Origin of the sequence: Microbacterium sp. BDGP8 (genome assembly GCF_029991045.1) — a bacterium.
In the GTDB taxonomy this organism is placed as follows: domain Bacteria; phylum Actinomycetota; class Actinomycetes; order Actinomycetales; family Microbacteriaceae; genus Microbacterium; species Microbacterium plantarum.
The window spans coordinates 232,889-248,411 of record NZ_CP120712.1; the positions used below are offsets into that span (position 1 = coordinate 232,889).

The 15,523-nt window shown below is 69.8% G+C and carries 17 protein-coding genes; 7 read left to right on the forward strand and 10 right to left on the reverse strand.

The window, feature by feature from the left end; all coding sequences use genetic code 11:
• Positions 1-16 precede the first annotated feature (16 nt).
• The 4 genes from nagB (at position 17) to P6897_RS01190 (ending at position 5,203) form a co-directional block, all read left to right on the forward strand.
• Positions 17-802, forward strand: coding sequence for a glucosamine-6-phosphate deaminase (gene nagB / locus P6897_RS01175; RefSeq protein WP_282501842.1), 786 nt, complete (start codon positions 17-19; stop codon positions 800-802).
• Between the two features lie 595 nt (positions 803-1,397).
• Complete coding sequence (gene purM, locus P6897_RS01180; protein ID WP_274178118.1) at positions 1,398-2,516, forward strand: phosphoribosylformylglycinamidine cyclo-ligase; 1,119 nt, start codon at positions 1,398-1,400, stop codon at positions 2,514-2,516.
• 6 nt (positions 2,517-2,522) lie between these two features.
• The gene (gene purF, locus P6897_RS01185; RefSeq protein ID WP_112615803.1) at positions 2,523-3,983 is read left to right on the forward strand and encodes an amidophosphoribosyltransferase; all 1,461 of its coding nucleotides are present in this window, start codon (positions 2,523-2,525) and stop codon (positions 3,981-3,983) included.
• The gene (locus P6897_RS01190; RefSeq protein WP_282501843.1) at positions 3,980-5,203 is read left to right on the forward strand and encodes an MFS transporter; all 1,224 of its coding nucleotides are present in this window, start codon (positions 3,980-3,982) and stop codon (positions 5,201-5,203) included. Before purF ends, P6897_RS01190 begins: the two co-directional genes overlap by 4 nt.
• Positions 5,204-5,212: 9 nt before the next feature.
• Here the strand turns inward: P6897_RS01190 and P6897_RS01195 are convergent, their stop codons facing one another.
• The gene (locus P6897_RS01195; RefSeq protein ID WP_023953093.1) at positions 5,213-5,389 is read right to left on the reverse strand and encodes a DUF3073 family protein; all 177 of its coding nucleotides are present in this window, start codon (positions 5,387-5,389) and stop codon (positions 5,213-5,215) included.
• 148 nt (positions 5,390-5,537) lie between these two features.
• Here P6897_RS01195 and P6897_RS01200 point away from each other — a divergent pair, with 148 nt between their 5' ends.
• Entirely contained in the window at positions 5,538-6,068 is a 531-nt protein-coding gene (locus P6897_RS01200) for a universal stress protein (RefSeq protein WP_269266898.1), read from the forward strand.
• 51 nt (positions 6,069-6,119) lie between these two features.
• On the opposite strand, the gene P6897_RS01205 is transcribed toward P6897_RS01200, so the two are convergent.
• The 3 genes from P6897_RS01205 to P6897_RS01215 form a co-directional block, all read right to left on the reverse strand.
• A complete protein-coding gene (locus P6897_RS01205; RefSeq protein WP_282501844.1) occupies positions 6,120-6,728 on the reverse strand; it encodes a PadR family transcriptional regulator in 609 nt (202 codons plus the stop codon).
• 2 nt (positions 6,729-6,730) lie between these two features.
• On the reverse strand, positions 6,731-7,654 hold the full coding sequence (locus tag P6897_RS01210) for a DUF4097 family beta strand repeat-containing protein (RefSeq protein ID WP_282501845.1): 924 nt from the start codon (positions 7,652-7,654) through the stop codon (positions 6,731-6,733).
• 173 nt (positions 7,655-7,827) lie between these two features.
• Complete coding sequence (locus P6897_RS01215; protein WP_023953086.1) at positions 7,828-7,992, reverse strand: hypothetical protein; 165 nt, start codon at positions 7,990-7,992, stop codon at positions 7,828-7,830.
• Positions 7,993-8,311: 319 nt separating this feature from the next.
• On the opposite strand from P6897_RS01215, the gene P6897_RS01220 reads away from it, so the two are divergent.
• Together P6897_RS01220 and P6897_RS01225 are read left to right on the forward strand one after the other, a co-directional pair.
• A complete protein-coding gene (locus P6897_RS01220; protein WP_274178122.1) occupies positions 8,312-8,581 on the forward strand; it encodes a Rho termination factor N-terminal domain-containing protein in 270 nt (89 codons plus the stop codon).
• Between the two features lies 1 nt (position 8,582).
• Positions 8,583-9,545: a DNA topoisomerase IB gene (locus tag P6897_RS01225; RefSeq protein WP_282501846.1), complete on the forward strand. Its 963-nt coding sequence runs from the start codon at positions 8,583-8,585 to the stop codon at positions 9,543-9,545.
• Between the two features lie 104 nt (positions 9,546-9,649).
• Here P6897_RS01225 and P6897_RS01230 read toward each other — a convergent pair whose 3' ends face one another.
• The 6 genes from P6897_RS01230 to P6897_RS01255 form a co-directional block, all read right to left on the reverse strand.
• The gene (locus P6897_RS01230) at positions 9,650-11,044 is read right to left on the reverse strand and encodes an MFS transporter (RefSeq protein ID WP_269266903.1); all 1,395 of its coding nucleotides are present in this window, start codon (positions 11,042-11,044) and stop codon (positions 9,650-9,652) included.
• A 162-nt stretch (positions 11,045-11,206) separates the two neighbouring features.
• Positions 11,207-11,977: an SDR family oxidoreductase gene (locus tag P6897_RS01235; protein WP_282501847.1), complete on the reverse strand. Its 771-nt coding sequence runs from the start codon at positions 11,975-11,977 to the stop codon at positions 11,207-11,209.
• An 11-nt stretch (positions 11,978-11,988) separates the two neighbouring features.
• Positions 11,989-12,960: a 3-hydroxyacyl-CoA dehydrogenase family protein gene (locus P6897_RS01240; protein WP_282501848.1), complete on the reverse strand. Its 972-nt coding sequence runs from the start codon at positions 12,958-12,960 to the stop codon at positions 11,989-11,991.
• 23 nt (positions 12,961-12,983) lie between these two features.
• On the reverse strand, positions 12,984-13,931 hold the full coding sequence (locus P6897_RS01245) for a sugar phosphate isomerase/epimerase family protein (RefSeq protein ID WP_282501849.1): 948 nt from the start codon (positions 13,929-13,931) through the stop codon (positions 12,984-12,986).
• A 92-nt stretch (positions 13,932-14,023) separates the two neighbouring features.
• A complete protein-coding gene (locus tag P6897_RS01250; RefSeq protein WP_282501850.1) occupies positions 14,024-14,746 on the reverse strand; it encodes a GntR family transcriptional regulator in 723 nt (240 codons plus the stop codon).
• 31 nt (positions 14,747-14,777) lie between these two features.
• Positions 14,778-15,518, reverse strand: a complete 741-nt coding sequence (locus P6897_RS01255; protein ID WP_282501851.1) for a triose-phosphate isomerase family protein — start codon at positions 15,516-15,518, stop codon at positions 14,778-14,780.
• Positions 15,519-15,523: the final 5 nt, after the last annotated feature.

Genomic DNA, 15,523 nt, shown 5'->3' on the forward strand with positions numbered 1-15,523 from the left:
GAAAGAAGGAAGAGCCATGGCCGAAGTCGTCATCGTCCCCAGCGAGCAGGAGGCGGGCCGTCTCGTCGGCGACGCGATCGTCGACCTCATCCAGCGGCGCCCCGATGCCGTGCTCGGGCTGGCGACCGGGTCGACCCCGCTCGCGGTCTACCGGCATCTCGCGGAACGTGTGCGCAGCGAGGGCGTCGACGTGTCGCGCGTGCGCGGGTTCGCGCTCGACGAGTACGTCGGACTGCCTGCGGGCCACCCGGAGAGCTACCGCAGCGTCATCGAGCGCGAGGTCGTCGAGCCCGTCGGGTTCGACCCGGCCCGGATCGAGGTGCCGCACGGTGACCTCGACGGCATCGAGACCGCGGGGGAGCAGTACGAGGCCGCGATCCGCGCCGCCGGTGGGGTCGACCTGCAGATCCTCGGCATCGGCCGCACCGGGCACATCGGCTTCAACGAGCCGGGCAGCTCGCTCGCCTCGCTGACGCGCGTGAAGACGCTCACCGAGGAGACTCGGGCCGACAACGCCCGCTTCTTCGACTCGCCCGACGATGTGCCGATGCACTGCATCACCCAGGGCATCGGGACCATCCTGCGCGCGCGCCACCTCGTGCTGCTGGCCTTCGGCGAGGCCAAGGCGGATGCCGTCGCCGCCGCCGTCGAGGGACCGGTCAGCACCTCGGCGCCCGGCTCGGCCGTGCAACTGCATCCCCATGTCACGGTCGTCGTCGACGAGGCCGCCGCGAGCGCCCTGACTCAGACGCCCTACTACCGGCACGCGTGGGCCAACAAGCCCGCCTGGCAGGGCATCTGAGCCGCGGGCACGGGCGTAGTCCCGCCCAGGAGAGCCCCTGCGTTGTGCCGCGAACAGGCTGAGCGGTGCAACCTCGCCCGCCGGGCGGTGTGCGGCACACCTGAGCCTGTTGACGGCACACCCGCGTGCCCTCGCCGATCTCGAGCGCCGGAGCTGACTGTCCGGCCGTGCCTCACCGACTGTGCCCCACCGACCGTGCCCCGCCGGTTGGGTCCCGCCGGTTGGGGCCCACCGGTTGGGCCCCACCGACCGTGCCCGGTTGGGCCCGGCTCTTGTGCCGCGAACAGGCTGAGCGGTGGCGCGCTGCCCGCGCGGGCGGGGTTCGGCGCGTCTGGGCCTGTCTGCGGCGCGTGTGTCGCGCCTGCGCGGCGGTTCGGGTCATCGGAGCGGCCTATCTGCGGGCGGGCGCTCCGCCGGTCGGCGGGACGCCGCGGTCACCCAGCCCGCGGTTCCGCGAACAGGCTGAACTGCGCCCCACCGCCCAGCTGGCAACCCTTGGCTCACCTGAGCCTGTTTGCGGCACGCCGCCGGCCGATTCGGGACCGCGAGACACGCCCGGCGCTCGGGCGCTCCACGGGCCGGTACTCTGGATGCCGTGGCCTCGAGTCCCACTGATCCCTATACCCAAGCCGGCGTCGACACCGCGGCGGGAGACCTCGCCGTCGAACTGATGAAGTCGGCGGTCCGGCGAACCCACGGCGACGAAGTCCTCGGGGGTGTCGGCGGCTTCGCCGGCCTCTTCGACGCGAGCGCGCTGCTCGGCTACACGAAGCCGCTGCTGGCGACCTCGACCGACGGCGTCGGCACGAAGGTCGCGATCGCGCAGGCCATCGACAAGCACGACACGATCGGGCAGGACCTGGTCGGCATGGTCGTCGATGACATCGTCGTGGTCGGCGCGAAGCCGCTCTTCATGACCGACTACATCGCGTGCGGCAAGGTCGTGCCCGAGCGCATCGCCGACATCGTGCGCGGCATCGCCGACGGCTGCTCTGCGACGGGCACCGCGCTCGTCGGCGGCGAGACGGCCGAGCACCCGGGTCTTCTGGGCGTGAACGACTACGACGTCGCGGGTGCTGCGACGGGAGTCGTGGAGTCCGAGCAGGTGCTGGGCGCCGACCGGGTGCGGGACGGCGACGTCGTGCTCGCGCTCGCCTCGAGCGGCCCGCACTCCAACGGCTACTCGCTGATCCGTCACATCATCACCGGTGCGGGCATCGGCTACGGCGACCAGGCCGCCGACTTCGGCCGCACGTGGGGCGAGCAGCTGCTCGAGCCGACGCGCCTGTACACCTCGCCGCTGCTGCGCCTGATCGGCGAGCTCGGCGACGGCATCCACTCCCTCAGCCACGTCACGGGCGGCGGTATCGCGGCGAACCTCGCGCGCGTCCTGCCGAAGGACACGTGGGTCGACGTCGATCGCGCGACCTGGTCGCCGTCGCCGGTCTTCCGCGTCCTCGCCGACCTCGGCGGCCTCGAGCTCGAGCGCACCGAAGGCACCTGGAACCTCGGCATCGGCTTCTTCGCCGTCGTGTCGCCGGCGGCAGCGGATGCCGCGATCGCGGCCCTCGGCGCGGACGGCATCGACACCTGGCAGGTCGGCGTCGTCTCGACGGGTCCGCGTCCCGCGGGCGACTACGAACAGGGCGCCAAGGGCGTCGACGGCGGAGCAGTGCGTCTCGTCGGCGGGTACCGCGAAGCAGGAGCGAACTGACACCCCATGTGCGGAATCGTCGGAATCGTCGGGCAGTCCCCGGCGAACCAGGAGATCTACGACGCCCTCCTGCTGCTGCAGCACCGCGGCCAGGACTCGACCGGAATCGCGACCGCTGAGAACAGCGGCGTCTTCCACATCTTCAAGGCCAACGGCCAGGTGCGCGAGGCGGTCCGCACGCGTGACATGCGTTCGCTGCTCGGCAACATCGGGCTCGGCCACGTCCGCTACGCCACGAAGGGCACGGCGTCGAGCGAAGAAGAGGCGCAGCCCTTCTACGTCAACGCGCCGTACGGCATCGTGCTGGTGCACAACGGCAACCTGACCAACACGCGCGAGCTGACCGACGAGCTGTTCCGCAAGGACCGCCGCCACCTCAACACCAGCTCCGACACGGAGCTGCTGGTGAACGTGCTCGCCAACGAGCTGCAGACTACGATCTCGGGCCTCGACCTCGACCCCGACCAGGTGTTCCAGGCCGTCGAACGCGTCCACGAGCGCGTCGAGGGCTCGTACGCCGCGATCGCCCTCATCGCCGGTCACGGCCTGCTGGCCTTCCGCGACCCGTTCGGCATCCGTCCGCTCATCCTCGGCACTCGCCGGGCCGAGAACGGCCGCGACGAGTGGACCGTCGCATCCGAGTCGCTCGTGCTCGAGAACGGCGGCTTCGAGGTCGTGCGCGACGTCGAGCCCGGCGAGGCGGTCTTCATCGACGCGGACGGCACTTTGCACACGCGTCAGTGCGCCCAGCAGACTCAGCTCGCGCCGTGCTCGTTCGAGTACGTCTACCTCGCGCGTCCCGACTCGATCATGAACGGCATCTCGGTCTACGAGGCCCGCCTGCGCATGGGCGAGCGTCTCGCCGACACGATCGCCAAGTACACCCCTCAGGGTGCGATCGACGTCGTCATGCCGATCCCCGACTCATCGCGTCCGGCGGCGATGCAGGTCGCGCGCAAGCTCGGCATCGAGTACCGCGAGGGCTTCTACAAGAACCGCTACGTCGGCCGGACCTTCATCATGCCGGGCCAGGCCGTGCGCAAGAAGAGCGTGCGCCAGAAGCTCAACGCGATGTCGAGCGAGTTCAAGGGCAAGAACGTCCTCCTCATCGACGACTCGATCGTGCGCGGCACGACGTCGAAGGAGATCATCCAGATGGCCCGGGATGCCGGTGCCAAGAGCGTCACGTTCGCGTCGGCCGCGCCGCCGGTGCGCTACCCGCACGTCTACGGCATCAACATGCCCTCGCGTCACGAGCTCATCGCCCACGACCGGACGATCCCCGAGATCGCGGAGGAGCTCGGCTGCGACTATCTCGTGTACCAGGAGATCGACGACCTGAAGGCGGCGATCGTCGAGGGCACCGACATCGTCGACCTAGACATGAGCTGCTTCGACGGGCGCTACGTCACCGGAACGGTCAGCGAGGAGTATCTGAACTGGGTCGAGGGCACCCAGCAGTCGTGACTTCGCTCTGGCGAGGACGCGTCCTCGCGTTCCTCGGCGTCATCCTCGTCGCCTTCTCACTGCGCTCGGCGGTCGCGTCGCTGTCGCCGATCCTCACCGAGATCGACGCGGACCTCGGCGTGCCGTCGTGGGTGGCCGGCCTCATCGGCGCGGCGCCGCCGGTGTGCTTCGCGGTCTTCGGCGTCATCACTCCGATTCTCGAGCGGCGATTCGGCCTGCAGCGACTCGCGGTCGCCGCGATGGTCGTCGCTGCGGCTGCCCTGCTGGGTCGAGCGCTGGCGCCGGATGCCGGCATCCTGCTCATCGCCACGACGGTGCTCTTCGCCGCGATCAGCATCGGCAATGTCGTGCTGCCGCCGCTGATCAAGACGTACTTCCCCGACCGCGTCGGGACCATGACGGCGGTCTACTCGACGATGCTCGCTGTGGCGGCCTTCGTGCCGCCGCTCGTCGCGGTGCCGATCGCCGACACCGCGGGATGGCGGTTCTCTCTCGGGCTGTGGTCGGTGTTCGCCGTGCTCGCGGTCATCCCCTGGCTCGTGACGCTGCGCCTGTCGCGCATCGCGGCGGCCACGGCGGATGCCGTCATCGCCCCGACCCCGTCGCCGAACGTGCTCAGCCGCCTCGTGCGCCTGCCGATGGCGTGGGCCGTCGCCGTCACCTTCGCGGTGTCGGCATCCAGCGTCTATGCGTCGTTCGCGTGGCTGCCGATCATCCTCGTCGACCTCGCGGGCGTATCCCATGCCGCCGCCGGTTCGCTCCTCGCGCTGTTCGGCGCGATGGGGTTGCCGTGGTCGATCATCGTGCCGCTCGTCATCACGCGCTGGCAGCGGCTCGGCGTGATCTACGCCGTCGCGGCGTCGGCCGGGCTCGTCGCCGTCGCGGGACTGCTCATCGCGCCCGGGTCGGCCGTCGTGCTGTGGGTCGTGCTGCTGGGCACGCCGCAGATGCTGTTCCCGGCTGCGCTGGTGTTCATCCAGCGCAAGACGAGGACGCACGAGGGCACGGTCGCGCTCAGCGGATTCGCGCAGAGCGTCGGCTACGCCGTTGCTGCGGTCTTCCCCATCTCGTTCGCGCTGCTGCACGAGGCGACGGGAGAATGGACGGCCCCGCTGATCATGGTCGGCGTGCTGATGCTCGCTGCGATCCCCGCGGGGATCGTCGTCACACGCCCCCACACGATCGAAGACGAGTGGGAGCAGCGCCACGGCGCATGGTGATGAGCCCGGTCAGGCCTTCTCGTCCTCGTACTCGTCGGAGTACTGGTCAGCCCACTTGTCGACGTACTGATCGTCGTCGGAATGAGCGAGCTCCTTCTCGAGCGAGGAGAAGTTGACATTGTAGGTGTCGTACTTCAGCTCACGCGCGATCTTGGTGTGCTTCGCCTTTTGACGGCCACGCCCCATGCGAGACCCCCTCATTTCTGAGTCACGGGCTGTTCAGCGGTGCCCGGAGCATTTCACGATCCGGCGCTGGGCCGGGGAAGAGTAGCATCAAGAATAACACGGGGGCCCCGAGCCATCGCCGGTGCCGCCGCTGAGACAGGGGGCGACCATGGCCGATCAGCACTCCGCAGGCGACGAAAGTCGTCTTCCGTCGACGCCCGTCATCGCGGGAGTCATTCCCGGGCAGTCGCCCCGCGTCGTGGTCGAGGCGGCCCGGTATGCGTCGATGCTCGGTGTCGGACTCATCGTGGTGCACGTCGATGTCACGCGATTCGTGACCTACGAGGACCCCGACGGCTACGTCCACACCGCTCCCATCGACCTCGGGGCGGTCTCGAGCGCGGCGCAGCTCGAGCAGATCCGCGCCGCCGCCGCTGAGGCGCTCGCGTCGTCGACCGTCGAGTGGACCGTGCATCAGCTGGTCGGGGATCCCGCGCTCGCCATCAAGCACCTCGCCGACCGGCTGGACGCGAAGCTGCTCGTGGTCGGCACGCGTCGCCGGGGCATCGGCGAGTCGATCCGTGAGTTCTTCACGGGGTCGGTCGCGGCGCGGCTGGCGCATCGGCAGCGGCGGCCCATCCTCGTCGTGCCGCAGGGTGAGACCGCCGCGGACGACGAGGACCTCTGGCCCGAGCCCTGAGCGGCCCGGAGCAGAGGTCCTCGGCGCGGTGCGGCGCGCCACCGTGCGTCGTCAGCCCCGCAAAGCCCGCAGCATCTCTTCCCGGGTCTGGGTGAGCGCGGCGACGAGGTCGTCGACGGCGGATGCCGTGACGTCGCCGTCGCGCGCGATGTGCGACCGCAGGTCGGCCTTCACGTCCGCCCGGAACTCGGCGATCGCGGCATCCGCTCGTTGCGCCTGCGCGCGGGCCTCTGCGCGCGGATTTTCAGGCGGCGACGGACGCGTGGCGGTCTCGTGGTCGACGTTCGCGGCGGCGGCGAGGTCGGCCTGGAGGCTCTTCATCGCCGCCCGCACACTGCCCCGGACCTCGTCGGCGATGAGGCGGATGCTGTCCGCCAAGCCGGCCTGGATGCCGTCGAGGTCATGGCGGCGGGCCGAGAGCTCGTCGCGACCGGCATCCGTGATCTCGTAGACCGTCTTGCGGCCGTCGACGGTCTTGGTCACGAGTCCCTCGTCCTCGAGTTTGGCGAGGCGGGGGTAGATCGTGCCGGCGCTGGGCGAGTAGGTGCCGCCGGTGCGCTCGGTGAGGGCCTGCATGAGGTCGTACCCGTGCCGCGGCGACTCGTCGAGCAGCGACAACAGGTAAAGACGCAGGTCGCCGTGTGAGAAGACGGGCGGCATGGTCAGTGATCCTCGCGACGGTCCGCGGCGTCCTCGACCGGGGCGGCTTCGGGTGCTGCCTCGCTTGCGACCTCGGGCGCGCTGGTGCCGGCGACGTCGGTGGCCGCGGGGGCGGAGCGCCGCAGGACGGTGAGGTCGCCCGAGACCGAGTTGGTGCGGACATCGACGAAGGAGCCGCTGAGCTCACCGGTCGAACCGGTGAAGCTCGTGAGCGGGCCGGCGCCCTGCCCGGAGCGCACGACGCCGTCGATGAGCACGCGTCCGCTGACGCTGCGCACCTGGTAGTTCGCGGGCAGGCTCTCCTCGAGGCGAACCGTGGCGTCGCCACCCACGGTGTGGAGCGTGATCGACTGGATCGGACCGGACGAGTCGACGAGCATGGCACCCGAGACCGTGTCGATGTCGGCCGCGCGCAGGGCGCCGATAGCCGACACGTCGCCCGACACGGACTTCGCGGTGAGCGCACCGGTCAGCTCGCGCGCCTGCACGTCGCCCGAGACCGCGTTCGCGTTCACATCACCCGTGATCCCGTCGATGATGATGTCGCCCGAGACGGTGTTGACCCGCGCATCGGCCGTGAGGCCCGACACGAGCGCGCTCGCGCTGACGACGCCGAGCGTGAGGTCCGTGCCGCGGGGGACGGCGACGCTGATCTCGGCCTTCGGGCCGGAGGAGCCGAAGTTGCGGAACACCTGCGTGAAGTTGTCCCAGCGCAACTGCGGGTGGTCGATCTCCACGACGTCGCCGGTCGCCTCGATGCGCAGGTCCTTGCCGGTGACGGCGTGCACCTCGATGCGGACGCCGGGCTCGTCGTGGGCGACGATGTCGATCTGGCCCCCGACCATGCTCACCTTGAGCTTCCGAATGTCGTCGATGTCGATCACCCGGGTCTCCTCCGGGTGGACGATCCATTTCTGCAGTGTCATGGCGTTCCCTCTCCTCTGGCGACGGTCGTCGCGCATGATCGCGATATATCGCGTCTGCTGACGGTAACACGATATATCGCGACTCGTCTAGAGCCGACGGGCCGTTCGTTCGCTGCTCCGGGAAATGCAGAACGCCCCCACCCGAAGGCGGAGGCGTTCGCGCAGCGCGGCGGTCAGACGCGCTTGTTGCCGCTGATCACTCGGAAGAGGAACGCGATGAGCGCGATCACACCGACGATCAGGGCGACCCAGAGCAGCCAGCTCAGTGCGCTGTTCAGGCCACTGACGATCGCGAGCACGATCGCAACGACGATGATGATGATGAGGAAGATGTTCATGGGGGCTCCTTGTCTGTCTCCCAATGTCCGTCCCACTGCGAGACGTTCCGACCCCGTGAAGGGCTGACCGCAACGTTAGAGAATGCCGAGCGTGAGTGCCGAGGCCTTGACGACGGATTCGCCGTGGTGGTATTCCACCAGGCGCCGACCCGACGCACATGGTCGTCTCGGCGGCGAGGAAGGCGCCCTTTGTGTCGGGTCGCGGTCGAACGGCGGGTGGGGTGGGGTGGGGTTAGGGCCTCTCGCGAACGCCTGTCAAGCACCTGCGGCGACCCTCGCGACGGTCGTAGCGTCAGCCTGACGAAGAGGGGAGACCGCCATGCCACAGGGACGCGGATCGAACAGTCTCAAAGACCCCGAGCTCTACGAGGAGCTGCGCGAGGACGGCGCCTCGAAAGAGAAGGCTGCCCGCATCTCGAACGCCGCCGCCCGTGACGGCCGTAAGAAGGTCGGCAGCCGGGGCGGACAGTCCGGCGACTACGAGGACTGGACCGTCGACGAGCTGAAGAAGCGCGCCAAGGAACTCGGCATCTCCGGGTACTCCGGCAAGAAGAAGGCGCAGATCATCTTGATGCTGCGCAACCACTGAGGTGGCCCGACTCGTCCGGGTCCGGCCCGATGTCGATGCCGGCATCCGGCGCATCCGCTCAGGCAAGGGCTTCCGGTACACGGATGCCGACGGCGGGGCGGTCGGGCGGCGCGACCTCGCCCGCATCCGCAGCATCGTCATCCCGCCCGCCTGGAAGGACGTCTGGATCTGCGCGGATCCGCAGGGGCACATCCAGGTCGTCGGAACCGACGATGCGGGTCGTCGACAGTACATCTACCACCCGGACTGGACGCGCAGTCGTGACAAGGGCAAGTACGCCCGGGCGCTGCAGCTCGCCGGATCCCTGCCACGTGCCCGCTCGCGTGCGACCGCGTCGTTGCGACGCGCCGACCTCGATCGCGAGCGCGTCCTCGCCGCGGCATTCCGGCTGCTCGACCGGTCGGCGCTGCGCATCGGTTCGCAGCGCTACCTGCTGCAGCACGGCAGCCGCGGGCTGACGACGCTGAGACGTCGCGACGCCTCCGTGGCCGACACCGTCGTGAGCCTGGCATTCTCGGGCAAGAGCGGACAGCGCCAGGCGCTCGAGATCCCCGACCCGGACCTCGCCACGGCCATCATGCTCCTGATCGAGGGGCGCCCCTCGTCGCCGCTGCTCGCGTGGCAGCGGCAGCGCCGGCGGGTTCCACTCACCCCGAACGACGTCAACGCATACGTGCGTGCGCTGACGGGCGGCCCGTTCACCGCCAAGGACTTCCGCACTCTTCGCGGCACCGTCATCGCGGCGGACGCCCTCGCACGAATCGGCGTCGCTGAGACGGCCCGGGCCGTGCATCAGGCCGAGGTCGAAGCCGTGCGCGCCGCCGCGACGGCGCTGGGGAACACCCCCGCGGTCGCGCGCAGCTCGTACATCGACCCGCGCGTGTTCGAACGATATCGCTCGGGGATGCTGCTCGACATGACGGTCTCACCCGAGACGGCCATCCGTTCGCTCGTCCTCGGCTGACGCGCGGCTCGCGCGAGCACGCCGAACCGCAACATCCAACCGCAGCGCCGAAACGGCCCGGGCCGCGCGAGGCGACACCGGGCCGTTCGAGAGCGGGCGATGCGTCAGCGGCGCTTGCTCTCGCCCGAGGTGAGGAGGGCGTCGGCCTTCGAGCTGAAGAACCGGGTCGCCCACATCATGACGGCGGCGAGGAACGCGAACAGGCCCAGCGACACCACGCCCCACGCGCCGCTCTCGGTCGGGACGGCCTCGTTGATCCCTGTGCGCATGATCGGGGCGACGAATCCGCCCAGGTTGCCGAGGGAGTTGATGAGACCGATACCGGCCGCGGCGGCCGCGCCGGTGAGGAACGAGGTCGGGAACGACCACGTGATAGGGCCCGTCGAGAGGAACGCCGCGACCGCGACGGTGATCGCGATGATGCCGAGCAGGCCCTGTCCGTTGGCCCCGGCCCACGCCGAGACCAGGATGGCCGAGCCCGTCACGAGGAAGAACAGCGCACCCCAGACGCGACGCCGGCGAACCGTGTCGGCGTGCTTGCCGACGTAGTAGCAGGCGAACAGGCCGACCGCCCACGGGATGGCGGACACGAGGCCCACCTGCCAGCCGACCGACTCTCCGATGAGGTTCGACACCTGCTGCGGCAGGTAGAACGTGGTGCCGTAGACGGCGATCTGCAGGCAGAAGTAGATGACCGTGAAGTACCAGACCTTCCAGCTGATGAGCGCCGCGCCGATGCCGCGGGGCCCATCGGATTCCTTCACCGTGTCTTCGTGCTCCATCACCGCCTTCAGTGCGGCCTTCTCGTCGTCGTCGAGGAACTTCGCCTTCTGCGGCGAATCGACGAGGAAGAACAGAGCCGCGATACCGGCGACGACCGCCATCATGCCCTCGACGAAGAACATCACCTGCCAGCCGGCCCAGGGGGTGACCTGGTCGCCGATGCTGATCAGGCCGCCCGACAGCGGGGCGCCGAGCATCTGCGAGAACGGCTGCGCGAGGTAGAACAGCGCGAACATCTGCACGCGGCGCTTGTTGGGGAACCACTGCGCGAGGAACATGATCACGCCGGGGAACAGGCCGGCCTCCGTCACGCCCAGGAGGAAGCGCAGCACGATGAACATCGTCTCGCCGTTGACGAAGGCGAACAGCGAGGCGACGATGCCCCAGGTGACGGCGATCCGGGCGAGCCAGAAGCGCGCGCCGAACTTGTCGAGCAGCAGGTTCGAGGGGATCTCGAAGAGGGCGTATCCGATGAAGAAGATGCCGGCTCCGAGGGCGTAGGCACCCGCCGAGATGCCTCGGTCGACCTCGAGGGCGGACTCGGCGAACCCGACGTTCGTGCGGTCGAGGAACGCGACGAAGTACAGGATGATCAGCATCGGCATGAGCCGGTAGGTGGCCTTCTTGATGCCGCTCGCCAGGTGCGGGCTGCTCAGCAGCTCGTTCGCGACCGTGACGTTGGCCCGCGTCGCGGGACCGTAGTCCGATGAGGACACAGTGACTCTCCTTCGAGTTCGTGTGAGGTGTTACGAGGTGACGAGGTGGCGGCTCAGCCGCCGAGTGAGGGGATGATCAGGACGAGGCCGACGACCACGCAGATCACCCCGATGGCCAGGAACCCGAGGCGCCCGCGCGTCCAGTTGCGGTTCACGGGAGCCTCAGTGCATGTAGAGGCCACCGTCGACGTTCAGGGTCTGGCCCGTCACGAATCCGGCGTCCTCGCTGATCAGGTACGCCACCGCCGCGGCGATGTCGGTGGGGGTGCCGATGCGCGGCAGGACGCCGTCGGCGGCCATAGCCGTCTTGCGCTCCTCCGTCAGCGTTCCGCCCATGATGTCGGTGTCGATCGGGCCGGGCGAGACGACGTTCGCCGTGATGCCGAGCGGCCCGAGCTCGCGCGCGACGGAGCGCATCAGACCGATCACGCCCGCCTTCGCCGCCGAGTAGGGCGTCTTCGAGAAGGTGCCGCCGCCTCGCTGCGCCGACACCGAGGAGATGCCCACAAGGCGGCCCACGCCGTTCGCGACGAGCGTCCGGGCGACGCGCTGCGTGACCCAGTGCACGCCGTCGAGGTTGATCGATTCGACGCGGTGCCATTCCTCGGGGGTGACCTCGAGGTAGGGGATCGGGGACGAGACGCCGGCGAAGTTCACGAGGGCGACGATCTGGGGCAGCGAGGCCTCGAGAGCGTCGATCGCGGCGACGGCCTGCTCGCGGTCGGCCACGTTCGCGCCGACGCCGACGGCCCGCACGCCGTGGGCCTCGGCGACCTCGGCGGCGGTGCGCTCGGCGGCCGCGGCGTCGACGTCGACGATGCCGATGTGCCAGCCGCGCTCGGCCAGGTGGAAGGCGGTCGTGCGGCCGATGCCCCGGGGGCTCGCGGCGCCGGTCAGGATGACGGTGCGCTCAGCGGGGAAGACGGATGCCATGGCGTGTTCTCTCAGTCCTGTGCGGGGTGGATGGGGGCGGGGCCGAGCTCGTCGATGAGCTTCTTCATCGCGACGTACGCCTTGTTGCGGTAGGCGATGAGCTCGGGCGTGCGCTCGGCGGGGACGTCGAGGAACCCGGCGCCGGACTTAGTGCCGAGCTTCCCGGCCGAGACGAGCCGGTCGAGGATGGGCGGTGTCGCGAACCGCTCGGGGAACTCCGTCTGCAGCGACGCGTAGCAGAAGGCGTACACGTCGAGTCCGGCCATGTCGGCGATCGCGAACGGCCCGAAGAAGGGCAGGCGGAAGCCGAAGGTCGTGCGCACGATGGTGTCGATGTCCTCCGGCGTGGCCACGCCCTCCTCGACCAGCTGCGTCGCCTCGTGAAAGAGCGCGTACTGCAGGCGGTTGAGCACGAACCCGGTCGCGTCCTTGACCCGCGCGGTCTCCTTGCCCGTCGCGGCGACGATGGCCTCGACGACGGGGAGGACCGCCTCATCGGTGCCGGCGTGCGGGATCAGCTCGACGCCGGGGATGAAGGGGGCGGGGTTGGAGAAGTGCACGCCGAGGAAGCGGCCGGGCTCGGTCACGGCTTCGGCGAGGCGGCCGATGAGGATCGTCGAGGTGTTGCTGCCGATGATCGCGTCGGGCGCGGCCGCCGCCGAGATGCGGCGGAGGGTCGCGTGCTTGATCTCGATCTTCTCGGGCACGGCCTCTTCGATGAAGGAGGCGCCGGCGACGGCATCCTCGATCGTCATCGCCGTGATGCGCTCGGCGATGACGGCGCTGGCGTCGGCGGGGAACAGGCCGTCGGCGGCGAACTGCGCGGCCTCGGCGATGAGGCGGTCGCGGTTGCCGCGGGCGACTTCGATGTCGACGTCGGCGATGCGCACGTCGGCGCCGGACAGGGCGAGCGACTGCGCGATGCCGCCGCCCATGTAGCCGCTGCCCACCACCGCGTACACGGGGCGTTCGTTCTCGGTCATGACGTTCTCCTCGTCGGTGTCGGTCAGGCTCCGGCGGTCGCCGGAAGCAGGGAGGTCAGGTAGTCGCGGTTGCGGGCGCACACCCCGAGGCTGTCGCCGCCGTACTGCTCCATGAGGAACGGGCCGCGGAACCCGAGCTCGAGCGCGCGGGCGACCATCGCCCGGTAGTTGATGAGGCCGAGCTCCATGCTGGTCGGCGTCGAGGTCTGCCAGCTGCCGTCGGCGGCCTCGTCGCGCGCGTAGTTCTTCATGTGCCAGTAGTTCGCGTAGGGGAGGGTCTTCTCGTGCATCTCGCGCCAGTCCTCGATGGGGCGGTGCAGGCGCACGAGGTTGCCGATGTCGGGGTTGAGGCCGACGTTGTCGAGCCCGATCTCCTCGATGAGGCGCACAGCGCTGTCGGCGGTGCCGAGGTAGGTGTCCTCATACATCTCCAGCGACATCGGCAGGCCGACGGATGCCGCGTGCTCGCCGAGTTCGCGCAGGCGTCGGACCGCGAGTGCGCGGGTGTCGGCGTCATCGGGGTCGACCGGGCCCGGCGCGGTCCAGAACCACAGGGCGGCGCGCTGGGCCTCGCTGAAGGGCTGATGGAGTCCGGTCGAGAACACGCTCATGCCGAGTTCGGCCGCCGCGTCGATCGCGCGGTGCGCGTACGCGAGGTTCTCCTCGCCCTTGCCCGGCTGGATGACGCTCTGTCGCTGCACGTGCACCGAGACGAGATCGACCCCGTGGCTCGTCGCGATGGACTTCAGTTCGGCCCGGCGGGACGCGGTCAGCTCAGACGGGCGGATGTGGCTGTCCGCGATCTCGATCGCTGTGAAGCCGAGCCGCTCGACCTGCGAGAACACGCCGTCCCAGGTCTCGGCGTCGGCGTCGTGCAGGCGGGTCCCATCCGCGGCGACGGGGGAGAAGCCGTGCATGCAGACCGCGATCGGGCCGGGCGTAGGGGCGGACGGGTGCGACGTTGCGTTCATGACGACTCCATTGGCGAGCGTGTCCGACGAGGACTCCCGTAGATCCTATAGGAAATAGAGAACGCTGCAAGAGGGAGTTCGCGGCGAGGAGCTCAGGCCTGCTCGAGCCCGAGCGATCGCTGGCGCACCTGCTCGAGGTGATGGAGCATCGACCGCTCGGGAGCGTCGGGGTCGCCCGTTGCGAACGCGTCGACGAGAGCCTCGTGCTCGGCGATCGCCTCGCGCACGTCGGTCACACCGTGCCGGACCGACTGCCGCATCCGGTGCAGCTGGGCTCCGAGGGTCTCGGACATCTCGGTGAGATACCGGTTGCCGCAGTGGTCGAACACGACCCGATGGAACGCGGCGTCCGCGACGAAGTAGGCCGCAGTCAGCTCGAGGTCGGCCGCGCCGGCGTTCAGGGCCTCGATGACACGCTTGCCGATGCTGCGGTGCTCCTCCTCCGCGGCGCGCAACTCGCCGATCATCTGGGGCGAGGCGGGCGTCGCGAGGCGCGTGGCATGCGTCTCGAGCATGATGCGGGCGTCGAAGAGCTCGCGCAGCTGATCGAGTCCGAGGGGCGGGGCGACTCGGTAGCCGCGCAGCGCCTCGCGCGTGACGAGACCCGTGCGCTCGAGCTGCACGAGCGCTTCGCGCACCGGGGTCTGCGACACGTCCAGCTGACGCGCGATCGTGTCGATCGACAGGCGGCGGCCGGGAACCGCCTCGCCGCTGAGCAGCAGCTGGAGGATGCGCTCGTAGACGTGGTCGCGCAGGCCCCGCCGCTCGATCGTCGCATCGAGTCCCAGCAGGTTGCCATCCCGTGATGCGGTCATCGTCCCTCTTCCGGTTCGCACGGAGCGCACCTCACCCCGAGAGGGCGTCCACCTCATCGAGGATGTCACGAACTGCGCGCGGGTCGTGCGCGAACCGGCCGAGGAACAGGCCGTCGACGTCGTCGGAGATGGTCGAGAGCAGACCGGGCCCCGCACTGCCGCCGTAGATGATCGAGACCTCGCGGCCGGCGGCGTCTATTCGCGATCTCAGTCCCGAGCAGACCGACCGGATGTGGTCGGATGTCGCGGGCGCCGGCGCCCCGATCGCCCAGAGCGGCTCGTAGGCGATCACTACTGCGCCGGTGGCGCCTGCGCCGTCGGCATCCCGGAGGGCACTGCGCACCTGCTGCGCGCAGGTCGCGATCGCGGCATCGAGCCCCGCCTTGTCCTCCTCGCCGACGCAGACGACCGGGACGAGGCCGTTCCGCAGCGCGGCGTGGGTCTTCGCCGACACCACGCTCTCGGTCTCGCCGAACAGGCGGCGCCGCTCGGCATGGCCGACCTCGGCGTAGCGGCATCCGAGCTCGGCGAGCACGGCACCCGAGACCTCGCCGGTGTACGCGCCGGCGTCATGAACGGCGAGGTCCTGCGCCCCGACCGCCAGGCGCCCCGCGCGTTCGAGAGCGCCGGGGATCGAGGGGAACTGCGGCGCGACGAAAGTCGTGACGCGATCGCGTGCGGGATGCTCGTCGAGGATCGCCGCGACCTCCGAGACCCAGGCCAGCGTGCGGGAGTGCGAGAAATAGGTCTTGAGGCTCGCGCCGATGATCATCGGGC

Bases quoted from the DNA above. Each gene is read 5' to 3' on its own strand.
- P6897_RS01205 (WP_282501844.1), bottom strand. From the start codon at position 6,728: ATGCCGCCCGTCTTCTCACACGGCGACCTGCGTCTTTACCTGTTGTCG.
- P6897_RS01215 (WP_023953086.1), bottom strand. From the start codon at position 7,992: ATGAACATCTTCCTCATCATCATCATCGTCGTTGCGATCGTGCTCGCG.
- P6897_RS01200 (WP_269266898.1), top strand. From the start codon at position 5,538: ATGGCCGATCAGCACTCCGCAGGCGACGAAAGTCGTCTTCCGTCGACG.
- P6897_RS01250 (WP_282501850.1), bottom strand. From the start codon at position 14,746: ATGACCGCATCACGGGATGGCAACCTGCTGGGACTCGATGCGACGATC.
- P6897_RS01195 (WP_023953093.1), bottom strand. From the start codon at position 5,389: ATGGGGCGTGGCCGTCAAAAGGCGAAGCACACCAAGATCGCGCGTGAG.
- purF (WP_112615803.1), top strand. From the start codon at position 2,523: ATGTGCGGAATCGTCGGAATCGTCGGGCAGTCCCCGGCGAACCAGGAG.
- P6897_RS01220 (WP_274178122.1), top strand. From the start codon at position 8,312: ATGCCACAGGGACGCGGATCGAACAGTCTCAAAGACCCCGAGCTCTAC.
- P6897_RS01240 (WP_282501848.1), bottom strand. From the start codon at position 12,960: ATGACCGAGAACGAACGCCCCGTGTACGCGGTGGTGGGCAGCGGCTAC.
- P6897_RS01235 (WP_282501847.1), bottom strand. From the start codon at position 11,977: ATGGCATCCGTCTTCCCCGCTGAGCGCACCGTCATCCTGACCGGCGCC.
- P6897_RS01245 (WP_282501849.1), bottom strand. From the start codon at position 13,931: ATGAACGCAACGTCGCACCCGTCCGCCCCTACGCCCGGCCCGATCGCG.
- P6897_RS01210 (WP_282501845.1), bottom strand. From the start codon at position 7,654: ATGACACTGCAGAAATGGATCGTCCACCCGGAGGAGACCCGGGTGATC.
- P6897_RS01255 (WP_282501851.1), bottom strand. From the start codon at position 15,518: ATGATCATCGGCGCGAGCCTCAAGACCTATTTCTCGCACTCCCGCACG.
- nagB (WP_282501842.1), top strand. From the start codon at position 17: ATGGCCGAAGTCGTCATCGTCCCCAGCGAGCAGGAGGCGGGCCGTCTC.